At 73.2% G+C, this 20131-nt stretch carries 16 protein-coding genes and 2 pseudogenes; 4 read left to right on the forward strand and 14 right to left on the reverse strand.

Going from position 1 to position 20131, the window contains the following annotated elements; translation table 11 throughout:
• Genes NZH93_RS11825 through NZH93_RS11840 form a run of 4 tightly spaced genes read right to left on the reverse strand, consistent with a single transcriptional unit; the run spans position 1 to position 5352 of the window.
• On the reverse strand, positions 1-1155 hold the full coding sequence (locus NZH93_RS11825; protein WP_259623042.1) for a CHAT domain-containing protein: 1155 nt from the start codon (positions 1153-1155) through the stop codon (positions 1-3).
• Complete coding sequence (locus tag NZH93_RS11830) at positions 1149-3071, reverse strand: hypothetical protein (protein ID WP_259623043.1); 1923 nt, start codon at positions 3069-3071, stop codon at positions 1149-1151. The genes NZH93_RS11825 and NZH93_RS11830 overlap by 7 nt, the downstream gene beginning before the upstream one ends.
• Positions 3068-4081 (reverse strand): hypothetical protein, encoded by a 1014-nt coding sequence (locus NZH93_RS11835; RefSeq protein WP_259623044.1) that lies wholly within the window; start codon positions 4079-4081, stop codon positions 3068-3070. Before NZH93_RS11835 ends, NZH93_RS11830 begins: the two co-directional genes overlap by 4 nt.
• A complete protein-coding gene (locus tag NZH93_RS11840) occupies positions 4078-5352 on the reverse strand; it encodes a hypothetical protein (RefSeq protein ID WP_259623045.1) in 1275 nt (424 codons plus the stop codon). Before NZH93_RS11840 ends, NZH93_RS11835 begins: the two co-directional genes overlap by 4 nt.
• A 101-nt stretch (positions 5353-5453) precedes the next feature.
• On the opposite strand from NZH93_RS11840, the gene NZH93_RS11845 reads away from it, so the two are divergent.
• Positions 5454-6560: a PA2928 family protein gene (locus tag NZH93_RS11845; protein ID WP_259623046.1), complete on the forward strand. Its 1107-nt coding sequence runs from the start codon at positions 5454-5456 to the stop codon at positions 6558-6560.
• A 37-nt stretch (positions 6561-6597) separates the two neighbouring features.
• The gene (locus tag NZH93_RS11850; protein ID WP_259623047.1) at positions 6598-7377 is read left to right on the forward strand and encodes a hypothetical protein; all 780 of its coding nucleotides are present in this window, start codon (positions 6598-6600) and stop codon (positions 7375-7377) included.
• Positions 7378-7400: 23 nt separating this feature from the next.
• On the opposite strand, the pseudogene NZH93_RS11855 reads toward NZH93_RS11850, so the two are convergent.
• The 10 genes and pseudogenes from NZH93_RS11855 to NZH93_RS11895 form a co-directional block, all read right to left on the reverse strand.
• Positions 7401-8684: pseudogene (locus tag NZH93_RS11855) on the reverse strand (transcription termination factor Rho, short form); the annotation flags it as partial.
• 120 nt (positions 8685-8804) lie between these two features.
• The gene (locus tag NZH93_RS11860; RefSeq protein ID WP_259623048.1) at positions 8805-11144 is read right to left on the reverse strand and encodes a glycoside hydrolase family 65 protein; all 2340 of its coding nucleotides are present in this window, start codon (positions 11142-11144) and stop codon (positions 8805-8807) included.
• Positions 11141-11896: an HAD family hydrolase gene (locus NZH93_RS11865; RefSeq protein WP_259623151.1), complete on the reverse strand. Its 756-nt coding sequence runs from the start codon at positions 11894-11896 to the stop codon at positions 11141-11143. The genes NZH93_RS11860 and NZH93_RS11865 overlap by 4 nt, the downstream gene beginning before the upstream one ends.
• A gap of 128 nt (positions 11897-12024) precedes the next feature.
• On the reverse strand, positions 12025-14124 hold the full coding sequence (locus NZH93_RS11870) for a WD40 repeat domain-containing protein (RefSeq protein WP_372506615.1): 2100 nt from the start codon (positions 14122-14124) through the stop codon (positions 12025-12027).
• A 3-nt stretch (positions 14125-14127) separates the two neighbouring features.
• Positions 14128-14496: pseudogene (locus NZH93_RS51220) on the reverse strand (toll/interleukin-1 receptor domain-containing protein); the annotation flags it as partial.
• Between the two features lie 366 nt (positions 14497-14862).
• Positions 14863-15648, reverse strand: coding sequence for a 2-keto-4-pentenoate hydratase (locus NZH93_RS11875; protein ID WP_259623050.1), 786 nt, complete (start codon positions 15646-15648; stop codon positions 14863-14865).
• A 1-nt stretch (position 15649) separates the two neighbouring features.
• Positions 15650-16579, reverse strand: coding sequence for a DODA-type extradiol aromatic ring-opening family dioxygenase (locus tag NZH93_RS11880; RefSeq protein ID WP_259623051.1), 930 nt, complete (start codon positions 16577-16579; stop codon positions 15650-15652).
• Positions 16576-17454: an alpha/beta fold hydrolase gene (locus tag NZH93_RS11885; RefSeq protein ID WP_259623052.1), complete on the reverse strand. Its 879-nt coding sequence runs from the start codon at positions 17452-17454 to the stop codon at positions 16576-16578. The genes NZH93_RS11880 and NZH93_RS11885 overlap by 4 nt, the downstream gene beginning before the upstream one ends.
• The gene (locus tag NZH93_RS11890; protein ID WP_259623053.1) at positions 17451-17954 is read right to left on the reverse strand and encodes a cupin domain-containing protein; all 504 of its coding nucleotides are present in this window, start codon (positions 17952-17954) and stop codon (positions 17451-17453) included. Before NZH93_RS11890 ends, NZH93_RS11885 begins: the two co-directional genes overlap by 4 nt.
• Positions 17954-18733: an SDR family oxidoreductase gene (locus NZH93_RS11895; RefSeq protein ID WP_443742649.1), complete on the reverse strand. Its 780-nt coding sequence runs from the start codon at positions 18731-18733 to the stop codon at positions 17954-17956. The genes NZH93_RS11890 and NZH93_RS11895 overlap by 1 nt, the downstream gene beginning before the upstream one ends.
• 64 nt (positions 18734-18797) lie before the next feature.
• Here NZH93_RS11895 and NZH93_RS11900 point away from each other — a divergent pair, with 64 nt between their 5' ends.
• Together NZH93_RS11900 and NZH93_RS11905 are read left to right on the forward strand one after the other, a co-directional pair.
• Positions 18798-19565: an IclR family transcriptional regulator gene (locus NZH93_RS11900; protein ID WP_259623055.1), complete on the forward strand. Its 768-nt coding sequence runs from the start codon at positions 18798-18800 to the stop codon at positions 19563-19565.
• Positions 19566-19665: 100 nt separating this feature from the next.
• The gene (locus tag NZH93_RS11905; RefSeq protein ID WP_259623056.1) at positions 19666-20130 is read left to right on the forward strand and encodes a cupin domain-containing protein; all 465 of its coding nucleotides are present in this window, start codon (positions 19666-19668) and stop codon (positions 20128-20130) included.
• Position 20131 lies beyond the last annotated feature (1 nt).

A 20131-nucleotide genomic window follows, 5' to 3' on the forward strand; every position in this document is an offset into this window, starting at 1 on the left:
TCAGCGCGGCGCGGGTGTCCAGGCCGTGCCGAACGCGGCCCAGATGACGGGGGAGCGGGTCGGGTCGCCGGTTCGTTCCCACTCGTCGGCCTGGTCGCGTTGCCAGGCGCACTGGGCGGCGACCGGGTCCGGGGCGGACTGGGCGTGGTCGATCGCCCGCACCGCGGGGAGCAGGACCGGGGTGGTCGGGAAGTTCGGGACGAGGTGGCGCAGGCCCGCGTCGGTGGGCAGGGTCCAGCGGGTCGCGGTGGTGTACTCGGCGCCGCCGTGGACGACGGCCGCCACCAGGCCGGTCGGTTCGGCGAAGCGGGTGTCGCCGCCGCTGTCGCAGGCGATCAGGGCGACGCGGTTGGGGAGCCGCCACGGGCTCGGCGCTCCGGGGCGGTGGCCCAGCGCGATGTCGGCCGCCGTGAGGGGGCGGTGGGCGCCGATCGGTGCGGCGCGGCCGGTCGAGGTGGTGTCGCACGAGAGGTGCAGGCGGGAGTCGAGGGCGTGGTCGCCGGTGGTCACGTGGCCGACGTAGAGGAAGCGGGAAGCGTCGGCCAGCGCCCGTTCCAGGTCGTCGCGGTCCACAGTGGACCGGTCGAACGGAGAGTCCGGCCCCAGCACGGAACCCAGCGCCGAGTCGTCGGCGAAGCCGGGCACCACCGGGTCGACCACCGAGACGACCGTCCCGTGTGGACTGAACGGGGACACGCGGCGGCCGTGGGCGTTGCGGACCGTCGCCGGGGTGAGCACGGAGACGTCGGAGTGGTGCACGGTCCGCTCGCCCTCGTCGACCCGCAGCGACTCCCACGGCACCAGCGCGGTCGACGGGGACGACTGGACGCGCAGGTGCGGGCGGATCCCCTGCTCCAGCAAGGAGTTCAGCTCACCGCCGAGCTGACCGGGGAACACGGCGCGCGCCAACCGGCCGGACAGCTCGGTCTCCCGCGCGAGGTCGAGCAGCGGGCCGTGGGTGAGGGACCGGACCAGCGCCTGGTCGGCGCGTTCGCCCGGCAGCGGTGACGGGACCGCGCGGGCCCAGTCGGCCAGCGCCTCCTCGACCAGCGCGCGGGGGAACCGCCACGCGCGGGGCCGGTCGGGTTCGTGCTCCCAGCGCCACGACGCGTACAGGTCGCCCGCGTCCACGAACTTGAGCTGCACGGCTACCACGCGGACACCGCCTCGGCGGAGCGCACGGGCAGGCCGTAGCGCCGCTGGGCCTCGTCGATCCACGGGTCCAGCGGTGACGGGACGGCCGGGTCGACGCGAACTCGGGGCGGCAGCAGGAAGTCCGCGGTGAGGTCCGCGCTCGCGACCCGCGGGAACGAGGCCGCGTACGGCAGGTGGTCCTCGGCGGGCGGGGCGGGCAGCGTCACCAGCTCCTCGCGGGCGAACGCCTGGCTCGCCTCGGTGTGCAGCGAGACCGTCGCGGTCAGGTGGTCGACGTACGCGGCGGCCAACCGCACGTCGCCGAGCGAGCCGATGGCGGTGAACGCGGCACGGGTCGCGGGCGCGGCGGCCAGCGCGATCCAGCGTTCGCGCAGCGGGCCGTGGGCGAAGCGGTGGCGCACGGCCTCGGCGGCCAGCGCGGCGGGCAGGGCCAGGTCCAGCGCCCGGCGGCACAGGTCGACGTCGGCGGCGGTCGCGGTCCGGAGGATCGCGTCGGCGCGCCACCAGGCGATGCCGATCGCCACGTGCCGCAGCCCGGCCCGTTCGCAGACGGCCGTGGCGACGGCGTACTCCTCGTCGGCCCCGGCGTGGTCGTCGAGCGCCTCCAGCGCGCTGCCCCTGACCTGGTGCAGCGCGATCAGCTCGACGGGGGTCGCCTGGTCGCCGAGCCGGTCGCGCACCTCGTCGAGCAGCGGCAGGGCGTCGGCAGGGGCGCCGCGGCTGATCGCGATGGCGGCGCGGCCGTGCAGGCACACCGCGAGCCTGCGCGGGTCGTCGTGCAGGAGGTCGGCGGCCCCGGCGAAGAGGGCTTCCGCCCGGTCGTTGTCGGAGCCCAGGTAGGCGAGGCGGGCGAGGCTGAGCAGCGCGCCCGCCTCGGTGGGCCGGTCCCCCGTGGCGGCGGCCAGGTCGCGGGCGAGCGCGTGGTGCTCGGCGCTGCCCGCGAGGTCACCGGTCGACCCCGCGATCTCGGCGAGCGTCACGTGCAGGCCCGCGGCGAGTTCCGGTTGGCCCGCGTAGGCGAGGTCGAGCGCGGCCGTCGCCTCGGTGGAGGCCTCGCCGAACAGCCCGTTCGTGGCCAGCACCCTGGCGCGGACGGCCCGCAGCGCCACGGTGTCGGCGTACCGGGCGGCCTCGGTCAGGTCCGCCAGCGCCTCGGTGACGCGGGAGGCGTGCCCGAGGTGCTGGGCGCGCACGAGCAGGGCGTTGACCAGCACGTCGGCCTGGACGGGCGCGGAACGGGCCAGGTCGATCGCCTCGGTGCTCCACCGCACGGCGTCCACCAGGTTCGCGAGGTTGCCCGCGATGGCGGCCCGGCACGCCACGGCCTCGGCGTCGTCGGAGAGCAGGGTGGCCCGGTACGCGGCCTCGTACGCCTCGACGGCCCCGCTCACGTCACCCGCCTGCGCCAGCGCGGCGCCGCGGACGTTCAGCGCGACGCACGCCTGCCACGGCGGGGCCGCCGCGATGTGCGCCAGCGTCGCCCGCGCCTGTTCAGCGAACTCCGGGTGCCGTTGCGCGACCAGCGCCTCGCCGCGCGCCTCCTCCAGCCTGCCCACGACGATCAGCAGCCCGGTCCGCACGGTCCGCAGCAGCGCCTCGTCCCTCGGACCGGCGTCGACCAGCCCGAGTTCGGTGTCCGCCCAGGCGTCGTCCCACCGGCCCAGGTGGAGCAGGGTCTCCGCGCGGGACGCGAGCACGGTGGCCCGCAGGGCGGCGTCGGCCAGACCGAGGGCCTCGGTCAGCAGGGCGTGCGCCTGCGCGGCGTCCACGGTGAACACCAGGTTCAGCAGGGTGGTCACGCGCTCGGCCGGGGTGGTCGCGGCGTCGTACGCGGCGCGCAGCACGGTCTCGGCGCCCGCCAAGTCGCCGGACTGGAGCAGTCGAAGGCCCTCGTCCTTGAGGGCCGCGCAGGTCACCTGCGGCCCGCCAGCCGCTCGGTGAGTGTCGCCGTCGGCGAGCCGACCCTGGACCGCGCGCGGGCGACGATCGCGGCCCGTCGCGTGCGGGCGTCCGGGTCCGGTCCGGCCGCGGGAGAGGCGAAGTCGGGGGCGTACACGGTGAGCACGCGCTGCGCAGGCGGCAGCAGGAGCACGGTCGGGGGGACGGGCGCGCGACCGGTGACGCGGCCCAGGCCGTCGGTGTCGTCGAGCGCCACCTCGACCTGGCCGAAGCGCGCGGCCAGCGGAGGGCCGGATCGAGGGCCGGGGGAGACCGCGACCTCCAGGAAGGTCGAGCCCTGCCTCCGGACGAGTGACCACCGCGCGTCGGCCGCCGCGTCCACGACCCCCTGCGGCACCAACGCCCAGTCCACCGCGTCTGCTCCACTGAGGACGGTCACGCCCTCCGCCTGCTCGCCGCCGCCCGCCGCCAGCGCGAACGACGACCGGCTCGGCACGGCGGCCTCGGCGAGCACGACGCCGTAGTCCTCGGCCAGCGCGACGAGCCGCGCGGCGAGGGCGTCGACGGCGGGGTCGGCGGTGAACGGCCCGACTGCGGCCAGCGCCCGTTCGACGGCGTCCTCGGCGTCCAGCAGGTGCTCGACCGAGCCGGTCGCGACCGCCAGTTCGGCCCGCAGGAGAGCCGGGTCCAGCGCCGGGACGCCTGCCGTCGGGGAGGCGGGCCACCACGCGTCGGCCCAGCCCAGGTGGGCGACGACCCGGCACGCGTCGCGCACCCGCCAGTCGCCCTCCGCGGGCACGGTCACCTCGGCCGCGCCGCTCGTGATCGCCGCCGCGGCCGTCCCGTAGACCTCCCACAGCCAGTCGGCCGCCCGGTCGAGGTCGTGGATCCGGGCGCTCGGCACGGGGTCGTCGGCCAGGACGTCCCAGGCCAGCAGCGCTCCGCGCGCCTCGAGCAGCGCCGTCCGCTCGGCGTGCGCGGGCCAGGCGCCGACCAGCACCCCGGCCTCGGTGCGCTCGACCCTCATGACGGCCCCCCGGCGGACCGGCGTTCGAGCGCGGACCGCAGTCGGTCGCGCTGGTCGAGGACCACCGAGCGCAGCACGCCGTCGAGCACGTCCCACAGCTCGTCGGCCGTCACGGTGTCGTGCCGCAGCTCGCGGCCGTGCACCCGCACCCACAGCCGCCGCTGGTAGGCCTCGCGGACACCGTCCACATCGGCCCGGACGCCGTCCGGCATGGACGACGGCATCCGCAGGGCGCGGTGCACGTACGCCTCGCGGTCCCAGCGCAGCCGCAGCCGAGCGGTCGCCCCACCGGCCGGACCCGGTGGCCCGCCGACCAGCGCGACGGTCGCCTCCCAGCCCAGCGCCAGCACGACCCTGCCGGTCTCGTCTGCCAACTGCCACGGGCCCGCCGACCGGGAGATCTCCTGCCGCACCAACGCGGGCACGTCGTCCAGCGCGTCGCGCAGCGGGCTCGTCACCGCGCCGAACAGCCGTTCCACCACGGACCGGTCGAACGGCTTCGGCAGGTTCTGCTTGGCAGCGCCGTGCCCCAGGACCGGGCGCGCCGGGCGGTCGAGGTCGGTCAGGCCGCGCACCCGCGCCCCACCCGGCAGGTCCAGTTCGGCCGCGCTCCTGCTGCCCGCCGAGTCCGCGACCAGCGCGGCGAACAGGGCGCGGTCGGGGGTGGTCGCGCAGGTGGCGAGGAACGCCTCGGGCCGCGCGGGGCCCGGTTCGCGGCGCGGCACGGGCGGGTGGGCCCACGCGGTGTCGAGCAGCCGGGTCAGCTCGGCGTCGTGGCCGGTCACGAAGTCGCGGAGCCCGGCGAGCGTCGGGCCCTCCCGCCGGTGCGCCTCGGCGAGGACGGCGGCGGCCCGGCCCGCGACCGCGGCGGGGTCGAGGCGCGGGTCGCCGTGGGCGGAGGCCAGCTCGTAGCAGCGCTGGAAGTAGAGGTCCTGCGGGTTGCCGTCGGTGATGCCCGCCTTGCGGCGCTCCTTCTTCACCACCAGGAACCAGGCGGCCGTCGCCGCCAGCACGGGCCCGGCCTCGGTGATCCGGTCGCGCAGCGCGTCGACGTGCTCGATGCCGACGGCCCCGGCGGCGAACCGCGGGTTCTGCACCGGACGCAGCACGAGCGGGTCGAGGATGAGCTTCACCGTGCGGGCCAGCGGACGGCCCTCGGGGTTGCTCAGCGGCGCCACCGCGTCACCCAGCGCCGACCATGCCTGCGCGATGAGCAGCCCGCGCGGCAACGCCACCTCGGCGGGTTGTGCCTGCGTGCGGACGGTGCTCACCACCCGAGCCTAGTGTCACCGCACGGTTTCTGTGATCGGTAGGCGGAACCTCCGCCGCAAGCTCTCCCCACGACGGACGACGAGCCGGGGGAGCCACCCACATGTACCAGTCACCGCAGGACTACACACCGCAGGCCTTCAGCAAGGTCGCCCCCTACGAGATGCCCCGGCCGGTCCGCCGCCGTCGGAAGGCGCCCTTCCTGTTCCTGATCCCGCTGCTGTTCTTCGGCTTCATGTTCTTCGGCTTCTCCTACCTGGTGTCGCCCGATCCGGACATCGAGGTCAAGCCCGGTGTCGGCTTCGCCGCGGTGAACGGCCGCCAGGCGGTGCTGGTGCCCTACGAGCGGCACGGCTCGCGGGGCATGTTCCAGCTCATGGTGCGGGACATGTTCCAGGTGCGGCTCGCCGCGGCCGACCCGGCGACCGGCGAGGTGCTGTGGGACGTGCAGCTCTCCGACGAACTCATCTGGGACGCCCAGGTGCTGGCCGCGGGGGACCGGTACGCCTACCTCGCCACCGGGTCCGGGCTGGTGATCGTGGACCTGCACGACGGCGCGGTCGTCGCCCAGGGCTCCGAGATCGAAGGGATCGGCGGCTCCTACGTGGCCGCGCCGTCGGCCTACGGCTATGACGCCGCGAACCGGCGGGTGCTGGCGATGAACGCCACCGGCGCCGTGCTGGCGCTGCCGCTGGACGCGGTGGCCGCCACGCCGACCGACCAGGCCACCACGGCGGTCTGGATCGCGACGCTCTCGGCCAGGCCCAGCAGCTCCCCGGCCACGGCCAACAAGGCCGCGCTCGGCTCGGGTGACGTCGTCGAGGTCCGTCCCCGACCGGCCGGTGGGCCGGGCAGCGTCCTGGTCCGCGTCGGCGCCGACGGCGGCGAGACCCAACTCGGCGAGACCGCGTTCCACAACGCGTCCATCGTGCTCGACGGCGGGACGGCCGCCGGAGCGGCGGCGGGGCACGTGCTCGTCAAGCACAACCGCTCGGTGAACGACATCGGCACCGAACTCAGCTCGGTCTCGCTCACGACCGGCGCGGTCACCGGCTCGCTGGCCGTCGACTCCTCACCCCAGCGGGCGGTCACCAGGGCCGACGGCACCGCGGTCGTCGCGGCGGGTGACGTGCTCGCCACCGCGGGAGCGGACGGCCGGGTGGTCGCCGTGACCATCGGCGCGACCGACTTCCTCGGCAACCCCTCCTGACAACACTTTCGACACCAACGAGAAAGAGGAAAGAACCATGAAGGCCATCGCCTGGATCGTGCTCCTGGTCGGGCTCGTCTGCACCGCCCTGTTCGTCGCCACCGGCCTGACCGGTGAGGACCAGTTCTCCTGGCTCAACGGCTGGATGGCCGGGCCGATCATCCTGCTGTTCGTCGCGCCGATGCTGTTCTCCTTCGCGGGCAAGCTGGGCGGCGGGTTCGCCTCGCTCACCGGCGGCGTGCCCAAGGCGTTCTTCGGCGCCCCGATCGGCATGGGCACGGTCGTCGGTGTCGCCAGGACGGGTCTGAGCGTCAACGACCAGCCGCAGCTCGACATCCAGCTCGACGTCGACACCCCCGACGGCCGGTCCTTCCGCGGCACCGCCCGCCAGATCGTCGACCTCACCGAGATGGCCTCCGTGCAGCCCGGCGCTGTCCTGCCCGTGCGGTACCTGCCGGACGGCCGGGTCGCGCTGGCCACGGACGCCTCGCAGCACGAGCTCCAGGCCGCGCTCGACCACGTGCAACTGGCCAAGGGGCACATCACGCCGCAGCAGCTCCACATCGCTCGGAACGGCACCGAGACGCAGGCCGTCGTGCTGTCGATGGCGCCCACCGGCGAGGTCCGGCAGGGCCGGTCGGTCGTCGTGCTGGCCCTGCGGGTCACCAGGCCCGACCAGAGCATGTTCGACGTGACGCAGGAGAAGGCGTTGCCGCCTAACGCGATCCGCCACGTGCAGCCCGGCTCGGTGGTTCGGGTGATGTACCTGCCGCACGACGAGTCCGAGGTCGCGGTGCTGCTCTCACTGGTGTCGTGACCGCGGTGAGGCGCACGGGGCGACTACTCGCCGAGCTGGGTGAGGAACTCGATGTTGGTGCGGGTCTTGCGCAGGCCGTCGAGCAGGACCTCGATCGACTGGAGGGTGTCGCGGCTGTCGAGCGCGCGGCGCAGCTTCCTGGTGACGGCCAGCTCTTCCGGCGAGAGCAGCAGCTCTTCCTTGCGGGTGCCGGACTGCTCGACGTCGACGGCCGGGAAGACCCGCTTCCCGGCGATCCGGCGGTCGAGCTTCAGCTCGGCGTTGCCGGTGCCCTTGTACTCCTCGAAGATCAGCGTGTCGCCCGCCGACCCCGTCTCCACCAGCGCGGTGGCGAAGATGGTCAGCGAGCCGCCGTCCTCGATGTTGCGGGCGGCGCCGAGGAACTTCTTGGGTGGCAGCAGGGCGCTGGAGTCCACGCCACCGGACAGGATCCGGCCGGACGCGGGCGCGGCCAGGTTGTAGGCCCGGCCGAGCCGGGTGAGGGAATCCAGCAGCACCACCACGTCCCGGCCGTCCTCGACCAGGCGCTTGGCCCGCTCGATCGCCAGTTCGGCGATGGCGACGTGGTCGGCGGGGGACTGGTCGAACGTGGAGGCGATGATCTCGCCGGGCACCGAGCGGCGCATGTCCGTGACCTCCTCCGGGCGTTCGCCGACCAGGACGACCATCAGGTGGCACTCGGGGTTGTTCTTGCCGATCGCGTGCGCGATGGCTTGCAGGACAGAGGTCTTGCCCGCTTTCGGCGGGGCGACGACCAGCGCGCGCTGGCCCTTGCCGACCGGCATCAGCAGGTCGATCACGCGGGTCGTCAGGACGTTCGGCGCGGTCTCCAGCCGGAGCCGCTCGTTCGGGTGGATCGGCACCAGGTCGGTGAAGTCCTTGCGGGACGGCGACTTCAGCGGGTCGACGCCGTTCACGCTGTCCACCCTGGCCAGTTGGAGCGACCTCTGCCGCTTGTCGTCGCGGGGGGTGCGGGCCGCACCGGTCACGAGGTCACCGCGCCGCAGGCCGTGCTTGTGCGCGATCTGCGTCGAGATGACGGCGTCCCTCGGGCCGGGCAGGTAGCCGGACGTGCGCAGGAACGTCGAGTTCCCCCGCACGTCGACGACGCCGGACACGGGGACGAGCTGTTCGACCACCACGGGGTCGGGGTTTCGGAGCAGGGTTGAGCTGGTCATGGGAGAAGTCCTTTCCGGACGGGGATGCCGCGACAGGGCGCGGGTTCGGGTACCGCGACGGAACTCGCGGTGATGAGGTGAAAGCGCCTGCCGCGTGCGGTCGTCATCAGGAGAACCGGGCCCGGGGCCTTCGGGGAGTTCTGCGGGAGGCTGCGCCATCGTCCGCGGAGATCGTGACCAATGGTAGGCCAGGATTCGCTGCTTGGCAACAGGTCTCCCGGCGAGCGCCGGGAGACCTGTGTCACCACCCTAGTCGGTGCCGCGGTGCGCGGGCCGCCTGCCGTGCGGCTGCCGCGGCGCGTCGCGGTGCGGCACGGGCGGGATCGGCACCGTGAGGTCCTTGCCCGCCTCCACCACGATCGGTTCACCGTGGTGCTTCGTCCGGAACGGGCCGCCGGACACGATCCGATAGGTCACCGACTCGCGGCCGATCTCCACCGACAGCCGGGTCCCGCGCACGAACATGCGGAACGCCAAACGGTTCAGCGCGGGCGGGAGGCGCGGCGCGAACGTCACGTGCCCGTCGTGGTCGCGCATCCCGCCGAACCCGGCCACGACCCCGTTCCACGCGCCCGCGAGCGACGCCATGTGCAGTCCGTTGTGGACGTTGTCGTGCAGGTCGTGCAGGTCCGTGAACGCCGCCTCGGCCAGGTAGTCGTAGGCGAGGTCCAGGTGGCCGACCTCGGCTGCCAGCACCGCCTGCGTGCTCGCCGACAGCGAGGAGTCCCGCACCGTCCTGGCCTCGTAGTAGGCGAAGTTGCGCGCCTTCTGCTCCGGGGTGAACGCGTCGCCGCGCAGGTGCATGGCGAGCACCAGGTCCGCCTGCTTCACCACCTGCGCCCGGTACAGGCCGAAGTACGGGTAGTGCAGCAGCAGCGGGTACTTCTCCGGCGGGGTCGCGCCGAAGTCCCACTCCGCGTGCTCGGTGAAGTCCTCCGACTGCTGGTGCACACCGAGCAGCTCGTCGAACGGCAGCACCACGTGCTCGGCCGCGTCGCGCCAGTCCGCGACCTCCTCGACGTCCACCGCGAGCCGTTCGGCCACCTCGGGGTGCCGTTCGCACGCGGCGATGGCGGCACGCAGGTTCCGCTGCGCGATCAGGTTGGTGTAGACGTTGTTGTCCACGATGGCGCTGTACTCGTCCGGGCCGGTCACGCCGTCGACGCGGAACCCGCCGTGCTGGTCGTGGTGCCCGAGCGACAGCCACAGCCTGGCCGTCTCCACGAGCAGCTCGACGCCCGACTCGCGCTCGAACTCCCGGTCGTCGGTCGCGTCGACGTACTGGGCGGTGGCGTAGGCGACGTCACCGGAGACGTGCATGGCCGCCGTGCCCGCGGGCCAGTACGCCGAGCACTCGGCGCCGTTGATCGACCGCCACGGGAACGCCGCGCCCCGCAGCCCCAGCACCTCCGCCCGTTCCTTGGCCTTGTGCAGGGTGGAGTGCCGCCACCGCAACGCGTCCCGCGCCGCCTCGGGCACCGTGTAGGTGAGCACCGGCAGCACGAACGTCTCGGTGTCCCAGAACGCGTGCCCGTCGTAGCCGGGCCCGGTGAGGCCCTTCCCCGGTATGGCGCGGGACTCACCGCGGGCGCCCGCCTGGATGATGTGGAACAGCGCGAACCGCACGGCCTGTTGGAGGCCCTCGTCGCCGTCCACGTGGATGTCCGCGACGTCCCAGAAGTCGTCCAGGAAGCGCCGCTGCTCCTCCAGCAGGCCCTCCCAGCCGGTCTGGAGCCCACCCGCCAGCGCGGCCTCCACCTGCGCGCGCAGGGCGGGCACCGACCGCTGCCCCGACCAGCCGTAGCCGAGGTACTTGGTCAACCGCAGCGTCTGCCCGGCCTTCATGTCCACGGCCGCGGTGAACCGGGCGAGGTGGTCCTCGACGTGGACGCCGGTGCGCATCCCGTCGTCCACCTCGATCTCGTGGTCCATCGCCGCGGCCATCCGCAGCCCGGACTTGCGCGCGTGGTGCACCAGGACGGCCCGGTTCTTCTCCGCGAACGCGAAGTCCGCCACCAGCGGGTCCTCCAGGGCGACGGCCACGCGCGGGTCGCTCTCGCCGCGCTCGACCGGCTCGTTGGCCAGCAGGTCGGACTGCACGACCAGTTGCGTGTCCTCGGCCACCTCGACCTCGTAGCGCACGGCCGCGACCGCGCGCTGGGTGAACGACACCAGCCGCTCGCTGCGCACCACCACGCGCTTGCCGGTCGGCGACACCCACTCGGTGCGCCTGCGCAGCGTCCCCGTCCGGAAGTCCAGCACCCGCTCGTGCTCCACGGCCCGCCCGTACCGCATGTCCAGCGGCTCGTCCTCGACCAGCAGCCGGATGATCTTGCCGTCGGTCACGTTGACGACCGTCTGGCCCGCCTCCGGGTACCCGTACCCCGCCTCGCCGTAGGGCAGCGGGTGCTCCTCGTAGAAGCCGTTCAGGTACGTGCCGGGCAGCCCGCGCGGCTCACCCTCGTCCAGCGTGCCGCGCAGCCCGATGTGCCCGTTGGACAGGGCGAACGTCGACTCGGTCCGCCGCAGCTCGCCGACCGCCAGCCCGGACCAGCGCAACCGCCACGGCTCGACCACGTAGCCGCTCACCGGCGCCCGCCAAGGAGGTCGGCGAGGTCGTCCACGACCACGTCCGCGCCGTGCTGGACCAGCGCGTCGGCCTGGTTGCCCCGGTTCACGCCCACGACGTGCCTGAACGCGCCCGCCCGGCCCGCCTGCACGCCCGCCAGCGCGTCCTCGAACACGGCGGCCGACGCGGGCGCGACCCCGAGCGCCTCGGCAGCGGCCAGGAAGGAGTCCGGGGCGGGCTTGCCCCTGAGCCCGTCCCGCGCGAGCACGACCCCGTCGATCCGGACGTCCACGAACGCCGACAGGCCCGCCTTCTCCAGCACCAGCTCGCCGTTGGCGGACGCGGTCACGACGCCGATCGGCAGACCCGCCTCCCGCACGGCCTCCAGGTACCGCACCGAACCGGGGTACGGCGTGACCCCGTCACGGGCGATGATCGACTCCAGCAGCCGGTTCTTCAGGTTCCCGACGGCGTGGACGCTCCCGTGGCCGGGCTCGTCGTCCGGTTCGCCCTTCGGCAGGTCGACCTGCCGCGACTCCAGGAACTCCCGCACCCCTTCGTACCGGGGCCGGCCGTCGACGAACCGCAGGTAGTCGGACTCCGTGAACGGCGAGAACCCGGCCCCGTCCCGTTCGCGCAGGAAGTCGTCGAACGTCTTCTTCCACGCCCGCTGGTGCACAGCGGCGGTGCTGGTCAACACCCCGTCCAGGTCGAACAGCACGGCGGTGATGCCCGCGGGCAACCCGACGGCCCCCGCGCCCTGCTCGCTCACGACCCCGGCAACCTTCGCCGTGACGACCTCGCGCCCACTCGTCACTCCCGCGCCCCTCCGTCGAAAGATGGTCCGACCGGACTACCCGGACCGCTCCAGGTTGAACCACGGCGGGGGAGCGCGCCATCTCAGCAGACCGGACCGAGTTCGACGCCACCCAGCCGGTCCCGGCGCTCGTCGGGGTCGAAATCGCCCACCAGACCGCACAACGAGCGGGCCCACCCGTCCGGTTCCACCCCCAGCAGGACGATCGCGCCGTCCTGCCGCACGGCCACCGCCGAACCCGGCCCCACCCCGACGACACCGGAGGCGACCTCGAACGGGTTGACCGGCACCAGTGAGTGGTCGTCGAACTCGCCGATCAGCGCACCTCCTCGCCGGTCCCACACCAGCAGGCGCGTCCCGCCCGAGTAGTCGCGGCTGGGCAGCACCTGCTGGAGGACGACGTCACCCCGCGCGGCGAAGGAGAGGACGCTGCCCGCGACCCCGCTGCCCGCGCCACCCCGCAGCGGCGTCCGCTGCCCGGTGGTCATGTCGACCACCTCGTCGTCGAGCGCCACGAACCGGCCGTCGTCGCTGACCGCGATGCCGGTGGGCGCGGCCTCCACCCTGCTCTCACCGACAGGCGCCCCGCTCGACGTCCAGCTCGTCAGACGACCGCCGCCGCTCTGGTCGGCCACCAGCACCGCCCCGGCCCCGCCGGGTGGCGTCCCGATGAGCCCCGCGCCGATGTCCTCGGACACCCGGCGCGTCCCGTCCGGCAGCACGGCGGTGAGCGCGCCCGCCGCGTCGACGACCGTGACGACACCACCGACCTGACCGGTGAACGCCTTGGCGACGTCGACCGGATCACCGCTCGCAGGCTCGGATCCGAGCACGTGGAAGGACTCCGAGTCGCGCACCACGACCTCGCCGCCGGACCGGATCGCGAACCGCCTGCCGTCGGGGCTGAACGCGGCGACCGGCGGGCTGAACGTCCCGGCGAACGCCTCGGTCGTCGGGAACGTCCCGACCTGGCCGCGCTCGTCCACCCGCCACAGCTCGACCACCCCGGTCCTGACCACCAGCAGCCGACGCCCGTCCGGACTCGGCAGGAGCTGCGGCGCGTCCCCCGCCACGGGACCCGCCAGGACGTCGGACCTCAGGTCGGCCCGCGTCCGCAGGGTGAGCACGTTGCCGTGGACGTCCACGGCGGCGGCCACCGCACCGTCGTCGGACACCACGACACCGACGACCACGTCCGGCAGTTCCGCGAGCACCTCGACCGGCGTGGATCCCGCGTCCAGCAGGGAGATCCGCCCGTCGTCGTCCCCGCGAACGATCGACCGCCCGTCACGCGACGTGGCGGTCGTACTCCCCGGCGCCTGCTCGGACGGCGGCGCCGGACTGCTGGACAGCCGCGTCCGCGTCGCGACGTCCCACACCTCCACCGTGTCGGCGGTGCTCACGGACACCGTCGCGCCGTCGTCACCGAACCGCAGCGCGGGCCCCAACCGATCGGAGTTGCCGGGCGCCTCACCGAGCGCTCCCAGCTCACGCCCGCTCGCCACCTCCCACAACCGCACACCACCCGTCCAGCGCGCACCGACCGCCAGCACAGCACCATCCGGACTGAGCGCGACCGTTCCGGGCAACCCGGTGTCGACCTTCCGCCCAGCACCCCCGGCGGTGAGCGCGGGCTCCTGCACCAGGTGGCGCACGTGGTGCCGATTCCGGTCCAGCGCCCGCAGAACCCCTTGCCGCGCCTGCTCCGCGGCCGGGTCCAACCGGTAAGCGGCGAGCGCCAACCGCGCGGACAGCACCGGATCCCGATCAGCCAACGCGTCCGCCTCGGCCGCGAACGCCCGAACACTGGCCGCGGTGGCCTGCCGCACCGCCTCATCCCGCTGCCGCACGGCGAACACCCCGAGCAGCGCGGACACCACCAACAACACCACGAGCGCCACGACAGCCGCCGCCCGAACCCGATTCGCCCTCCGATGCCGAACGATGTCGACGCTGTCCAACTCATCGGGCGGAACACCGTGCACCGGCGACGCCACCTTGCACACCACAGCCCGGAACACCGCGTTACGCAGCGACAACTGCACCCCACGCCGAGCCCCGTCCAACCGCACCCACAACGGCTCGTCGACGAACCACCCGCTCAACTGCCGGGGCAACGCGGTGGTGACCGCCCAATCAAAGTCGCGGGAAACCCCGTCCCACGCCACATCCCCGTCGGTCACCACGATCAGGAACGAAGAAGGATCACTGCGCTCCCGCCGGAACAAGACTTCTTTGGCCACCCACTCCGACGCCGCCGACTCACGAGACGCGACGAGCAGGAAGAACCGCGACCCACTCAACCCCTGCGTGATCGCAGTCCACAGATGCGGATTGGCAGCAAGACTCGTGTCATCCCGAAACACCCGCAACGCCCGCACCTGGAACCACCGCTTGGCCAACCGGTGCAACCCCTGCTGAAGCGCCACAGCCACCGGCCGATCAGCCAGATGACTGTAGGAGATGAACACATCATGCCCAGACGCCGAGGAAGCCACAACGATCCCTCCGAAGACCCCTACAGTCTCCGCCCACCCAGCACACCAGCCAAGCACCTACACAGCGAGCACAGCCTTCCCCCACACGCCACTAGACCAAAAGCACGCAACGTTCCCCGCCAGCAGGATTCTCTTTCCCTTCTTCCCCCTACCTTCCCCCGCACGCAACGCAACCGAACGCCCGCAACCACTCCGCCACACACCCCCTCCGCCGCCCCGATCCGAAGCGCCCTCATCGTTGATCTTGGTTTGTCAAGGCATCTTTCCCGCCTTGACAAACCAAGATCAACGATCGAGACAATCGCGCGAGCGGGGTGGCGGAGGCCCCCCAACCCCCAACGCGCCCATCTCCACCCGTCGCCCCACCCGCAGCACCTCGATCATCACATCGTGCCGATGCCGCCCAACCCGATCACGGCCACCTCACGACAAACCTCCGGTGAACAGCGCCGCCACGTCGCCGAGTCCGCCGATGTGCGCGCGGAAGTGGTCACCAGGCGCCACCGGCACCATCGGCCCGAGCGCGCCGGACAGCACGACCTCACCGGCCCGCAGCGGTCGGCCCCGGTCGCGGGCGGTCGTCGCCAGCCAGGCGACGGCGAGCAGCGGGTCGCCGAGGCAGTCGGCGCCCGTCCCCTTGGACACGATCTCGTCGCCGCGGCTCATGGTCATGGCGCACGACACCAGGTCCAGGCCGTCCAGCGGCACGGGGTCGGGGCCGAGCACGAACAGCCCGGACGAGGCGTTGTCGGCGACGGTGTCGACGATGCCGATGTCCCAGCCCGCGATCCGGCTGTCCACGACCTCCAGCGCGGCGACCACGTGCCCGGTCGCGGCGGCGACCTCCACCGGCCCGATCACGTCGTCGATGAGGTCGTGGGCCAGCACGAACGCGATCTCCGCCTCGATCTTCGGCTGGAGCAGGCGGGTGATGTCGACGGGGACGCCGTCGGGGCACACCATGTCGTCCAGCAGGAAGCCGAAGTCGGGCTGGTCGACGCCGAGCTGCTTCCGCACGGCGGGGTTGGTGAGCCCGATCTTGCGCCCGACGACCACCGAGCCGGTCGCGACCCGCTCGGACACCCACGTCGACTGGACCGCGTACGCCGCGGTCACGTCACCGACGGGCAGCAGGTCGCGGACCGGGGGACAGGGGCGGTGACCCGCCCGCGCCGACGCCAGCCGGAGGTAGGCCTCGGTCGCGGTCACGTCAGCGCACCTCGAAACTCGTGCCGATGCCCATCCCGGTGATCCACTCCGGGACGGGCTCGTAACTGGTCCACCGCAGGGGTTCTCCGACGGCGGCCTGGCCGATCAGCCACGCGCGGACCTCGTGCCCGCCGCTGCCGGCGTTGTCCTCCAGCGCCGCGTCGCCCAGCGCCGTGATCGGCGTCGAGTCCGCCGCTTCGAGCTGCTTGAGGAACCAGTCGTCCCACTCGGCGTTGACGCGGGCGTTCGGGTTGCCGCCCATCGCCCGCACGCGCGGCTCCCGCGCGGCGGCGAACGCGTGCACGTCCTTGCGGCCGTGGATGACCGACGCGCGCTTCTCGCCGTCCACCTCGCGCGGATCGTTGGACGGCAGCCAGTGCGACAGCCCGCCGCTGGCCACGACCAGCACCCGCCCGTCGAACGCCGACGAGCGGATCGCCTCGCCCAGCGCCACCCCGAGCCGCACGCAGCGCTCCATGCTCGGCAGCGGCGGCGCGGCCGTGTTGACCACCAGCGGCACCAGGGGGATCGGCGAGCCGCCGGACACCATGTCGTAGCTCTGCACCACGCCGTGGTCGACCGTGAGGGAGTACGACAGGGACAGGTCGAACCCGTCGTCCGCGAGCCCGTCGCGGATCGACCACGCGAGCTGCGAGGCCACCGGCAGCGGGCCGGAACGGCTGTCGAAGTCGCCGAAGCCGATGGCCTCCTCCACGCCCAGCACGAACGGCGGCATCACGTCGTAGAAGTTGGCGTGGAAGTGGTCCGGCCCGATGACGACGATCGCGTCGGGGGCCAGTTCCGCCACGGCCCGCGCCACCCGCTCGGTGTCGGCCAGGAACGTGCCGCCGGGCTGCGACGCGTCGGTCGGCGGGGTCATGGTGGCGAAGGGGGAGTGGGACATGCCCACGAAGCCGATGATCTCGCTCATGACGGGTCCACCGCGAGGACGAGGAAGTCGTGGTGGACGCGCAGGTACTCCGCCGGCTTCTCCCACTGCGGCCAGTGCCCGGCGTCGGCGATCACGTGCAGCCGTGCGTCCGGCAGCCACTCCAGCAGCATGTCCGCCTCGTCGAGCCCGCCCGTGGGGTCGTGCTCGGTCCACAGCAGCAACGTCGGTGCGGTCACCTTGCCGACCCACGACGGGTCCCAGGCGAAGTCCTTGCGCACCACCGGATCCTGGAGGACCAGCGTGTTCTCGATGGCCTGGGTGAAACCGGGGCGGCTGTACACCGCGCGCCGCAGGTTCACCAGCTCGTCGGTCACCATCTCCTTGTGGTGGAACAGGAACTCGACGCGGCGGCGCACGGTCTCGTCGCTCGGGTCCTGCACCGCGGCCCTGGTGCTGTCGCGCATCCGCTCCATCACCGTGGGCTTGTTGGCGATGTTCCCCGGCGTGTTCAGCACGAGCCTGTCGACCCGCTCCGGGTGGTGCGCCGCCGTCCACGCCACGACCCAGCCGCCCAGCGACTCGCCGGACAGGTGCGCGGAGTCGATGCCGAGCGCGTCCATCAGGCCGAGCAGGTGCGCGGACAGCACGTCGATCGTGTACGGGAAGTCCGGCAGGTCCGACCAGCCGTGGCCGACCATGTCGTAGGCGGTGACGCGGAACTGGGTCGCCAGCCCCGCGATGTCGCGGGCGTAGGCCTCCAGGTGACCGCCGGTCCCGTGCAGCAGGACCAGGTCCGGCCCGGACCCGGCCTGGAGCACCCTCGTGCGGACGCCGTCGACGTGCACGTGGCGGAGCTGGTGGTCGACGTCGGCCAGCTCACCCCAGACGCTGATGTGCTCGGGCAGGGCGCTCATGAGGTCTCCTCCTTGAAGCGGGCGCGGGCCTCCGCGAGGGTCGCCAGGCCCGCGCTCTGCCGCCGTCCGACGCCGAGTGCGTTGAGCAGTCGGGAGTTCTCGATGGTCAGGAACTCGACCGGGTGTTCGGTGGAGTCGTTGTAGTGCCGGTGCCAGGTCCACGGCGGCGTGTAGACGAAGTCGCCGGTGGACCAGCTCTCGGTCTCGTCCTCGACCTCGCTGTGCCCGTCGCCGGAGATGACGTAGTGCACCGTCTCGTGGTGGTGGCGCTGCATGTCGGACGTGAGGCCCGGCGGGATGGTCTGGCGGAAGATCTCGAACGTCGCGGTCGGCAGCTTCCCCGCGATGGACAGCGTCGTCGGGTTGTGGACCTGCGCGGCGGGCAGCGTCTCCAGTTCCGCCGCCCGCACGACCACCGGCCGCAGCGTGCTCGGCCGCACCGTGTCGGCGATGGCGCCGAGGAACTCGGCCATGCTGAAGTCCGGTCCGGACTGGGCCATCAGATCGTCTCCGTTCGTCCGCCGTCGACCGCCAGGACGGTCCCGTTCACGTAGCTCGCCGCGTCCGACGCCAGGAACGCCACGGCGGCCCCGACCTCCTCGGGTTCACCGGCCCGGCCCGCCGGGATGCCCGCCGAGTCCTCGGCCGCCAGGTCGGCGTACTCGCGGCCCGCCGCCTTGGCGCGGTTGCCGAGGACCTGCGCCCGGCGTTCGGTCGCGGTGGCGCCGGGCGCCACGCAGTTCACCGTCACGCCGCGGTCGGCGTGCTCGCGGGAGAGCAGCTTCGCGGCCGCGGTGACCCCCGAGCGCAGCACCACGGACGTGGCCAGGTCGGGCTGCGGCTGCCGCACGGCCGACGACGTCACGAACACCACCCGGCCGAAGCCGCGCTCGGCCATGCGGGGCAGCGCGAGCCTGGCCAGGCGCAGCGGGCCGAGCAGGAGCAGCTCGAACGCCTTCTGCCACTGCTCGTCGCCGACGTCGAGGATCCGGCCGGGCGGCGGGCCGCCCGCGTTGAGCACGAGGACGTCGAGCGCGCCGAACCGGCTCTCCACCTCGGCCAGCGCGGCCTTCGCGGCGTCCGGTTCGGACACGTCGTTCACGAGCGCGTGCACGGTGGCGCCGGTGCGGTCCCGCAACCGGGCCGCGGCGGTGTCGAGCACGTCCGCCCGACGTCCGGTGATGACGACCTGGTGGCCCGCGCGGGCCAGGTGCTCGGCCGTGGCGTGGCCGATGCCCGCGGCCCCGCCACCCACGAGAGCGGTCCGAGTGCTGATGATTTCCTCCTGGGTCGATCGTCGCGACTGGGGTTAGCCTGACCCGTGTGAACTCGGGGAGCCAATGATGAGTCCCGCTGAGCGGGACGGCAGTTCGGAGGGGACGGGCGGGCTGGACCGGGCCGCCGCCATCCTCGGCGCGTTCGACGCCACGCACCGGGAGCTGACGCTCGCCGCGCTGGTCGCCCGCTGCGGCCTGCCGCGCTCGACCACCCACCGCACCGCCGACCGGATGATCAGGCTCGGCTGGCTGGACAAGCCCAAGGACCGGTACCGGATCGGCAACCGGCTGTTCGAGCTGTCCGGCCTGGCGCCGATCCGGCACGAGCTGCGCGAGGCCGTGCTGCCGTTCCTCCAGGACCTGTACAACGCGACCAGGACGACCGTGCAGCTCGGCGTGCTCAAGGAGGCGCAGGTGCTGGTCGTGGAGAAGATCACCGGCCACCAGCCGATGCCGATGCTCTCGCAGGTCGGCGGCACGATCCCGGCGCACTGCTCCGGCCTCGGCCGGGCGATCCTGGCCTACTCCGACCCGGCCGTCGTCTCGGAGGTGCTGGCCGCCGGGCTGGTGCCGCGCACGCCCCGCACGCTCACCACCGAGGTCGCCGTCCTGCGCGAGCTGGCCGCGATCCCGCACCGGGGCTGGGCGGTCGACCGCGAGGAGGGCAACATCGGGGTGAACTGCGTGGCCGCGCCGGTCTTCGGACCGCTCGGCGACGTCGTGGCGGCGCTGTCGGTCACCGGGCCGACGGCGCTCGTGCGGGCGGACCGGATCGGGCCCGCGGTGAGGCTGGCCGCGGCGGCGGCGTCACGGGCGTACGCCACCCGTCGATGAGGAAAGAGTCCCGGTGAGCGGGACTCGGGTTTGGCGGATCGCGGCGTCCGCCCCCAGGCTGTGACCGCTGACACTCCGACCACCACGAATGGAGACTCCGGTGACCCTGGGCGGCGGCTACATGCTCCCCTCTCGCGAAGGCCACGCCATCGCGGCGATCGGGCTCGGCATCACGGTCAAGACGGACGGGAAGTCCACGCGGGACGCCTACTCGATGTTCGAGTACACCGTCCCGCCGGAGACCAACGGTCCCCCTCCGCACCTGCACACCCGTGAGGACGAGTCGTTCATCTGCCTCGCGGGCAAGATGGACGTCACGCTCGGCGGCGAGGAGTTCACGATCGGGCACGGCGACTTCCTGTTCCTGCCGCGCGACGTCGTGCACGCGTTCCGCAACCCGTACGCCGAGGAGACGCGGGTGGTGTCCGTCGTGTCGCCCGCGGGGCTGGAGCGGTACTACCAGGCGCTCGCCGACATGCCGCCCGGTCCCAAGGACATGACCCTGATGAAGTCGATCATGGAAGACTTCGGCATCGAGCTCCAGATCCCGTCGGAGGCCCAGTAGC

Origin of the sequence: Umezawaea endophytica (assembly GCF_025061645.1) — a bacterium.
GTDB classification, from domain to species: Bacteria; Actinomycetota; Actinomycetes; order Mycobacteriales; family Pseudonocardiaceae; genus Umezawaea; species Umezawaea endophytica.

What these genes read in the sequence shown, in the direction of transcription:
- NZH93_RS11890 (WP_259623053.1), bottom strand. Translation starts at nt 17,954, where the DNA reads ATGGCCCAGTCCGGACCGGACTTCAGCATGGCCGAGTTCCTCGGCGCC.
- NZH93_RS11835 (WP_259623044.1), bottom strand. Translation starts at nt 4,081, where the DNA reads ATGAGGGTCGAGCGCACCGAGGCCGGGGTGCTGGTCGGCGCCTGGCCC.
- NZH93_RS11880 (WP_259623051.1), bottom strand. Translation starts at nt 16,579, where the DNA reads ATGAGCGAGATCATCGGCTTCGTGGGCATGTCCCACTCCCCCTTCGCC.
- NZH93_RS11845 (WP_259623046.1), top strand. Translation starts at nt 5,454, where the DNA reads ATGTACCAGTCACCGCAGGACTACACACCGCAGGCCTTCAGCAAGGTC.
- NZH93_RS11850 (WP_259623047.1), top strand. Translation starts at nt 6,598, where the DNA reads ATGAAGGCCATCGCCTGGATCGTGCTCCTGGTCGGGCTCGTCTGCACC.
- NZH93_RS11900 (WP_259623055.1), top strand. Translation starts at nt 18,798, where the DNA reads ATGAGTCCCGCTGAGCGGGACGGCAGTTCGGAGGGGACGGGCGGGCTG.
- NZH93_RS11885 (WP_259623052.1), bottom strand. Translation starts at nt 17,454, where the DNA reads ATGAGCGCCCTGCCCGAGCACATCAGCGTCTGGGGTGAGCTGGCCGAC.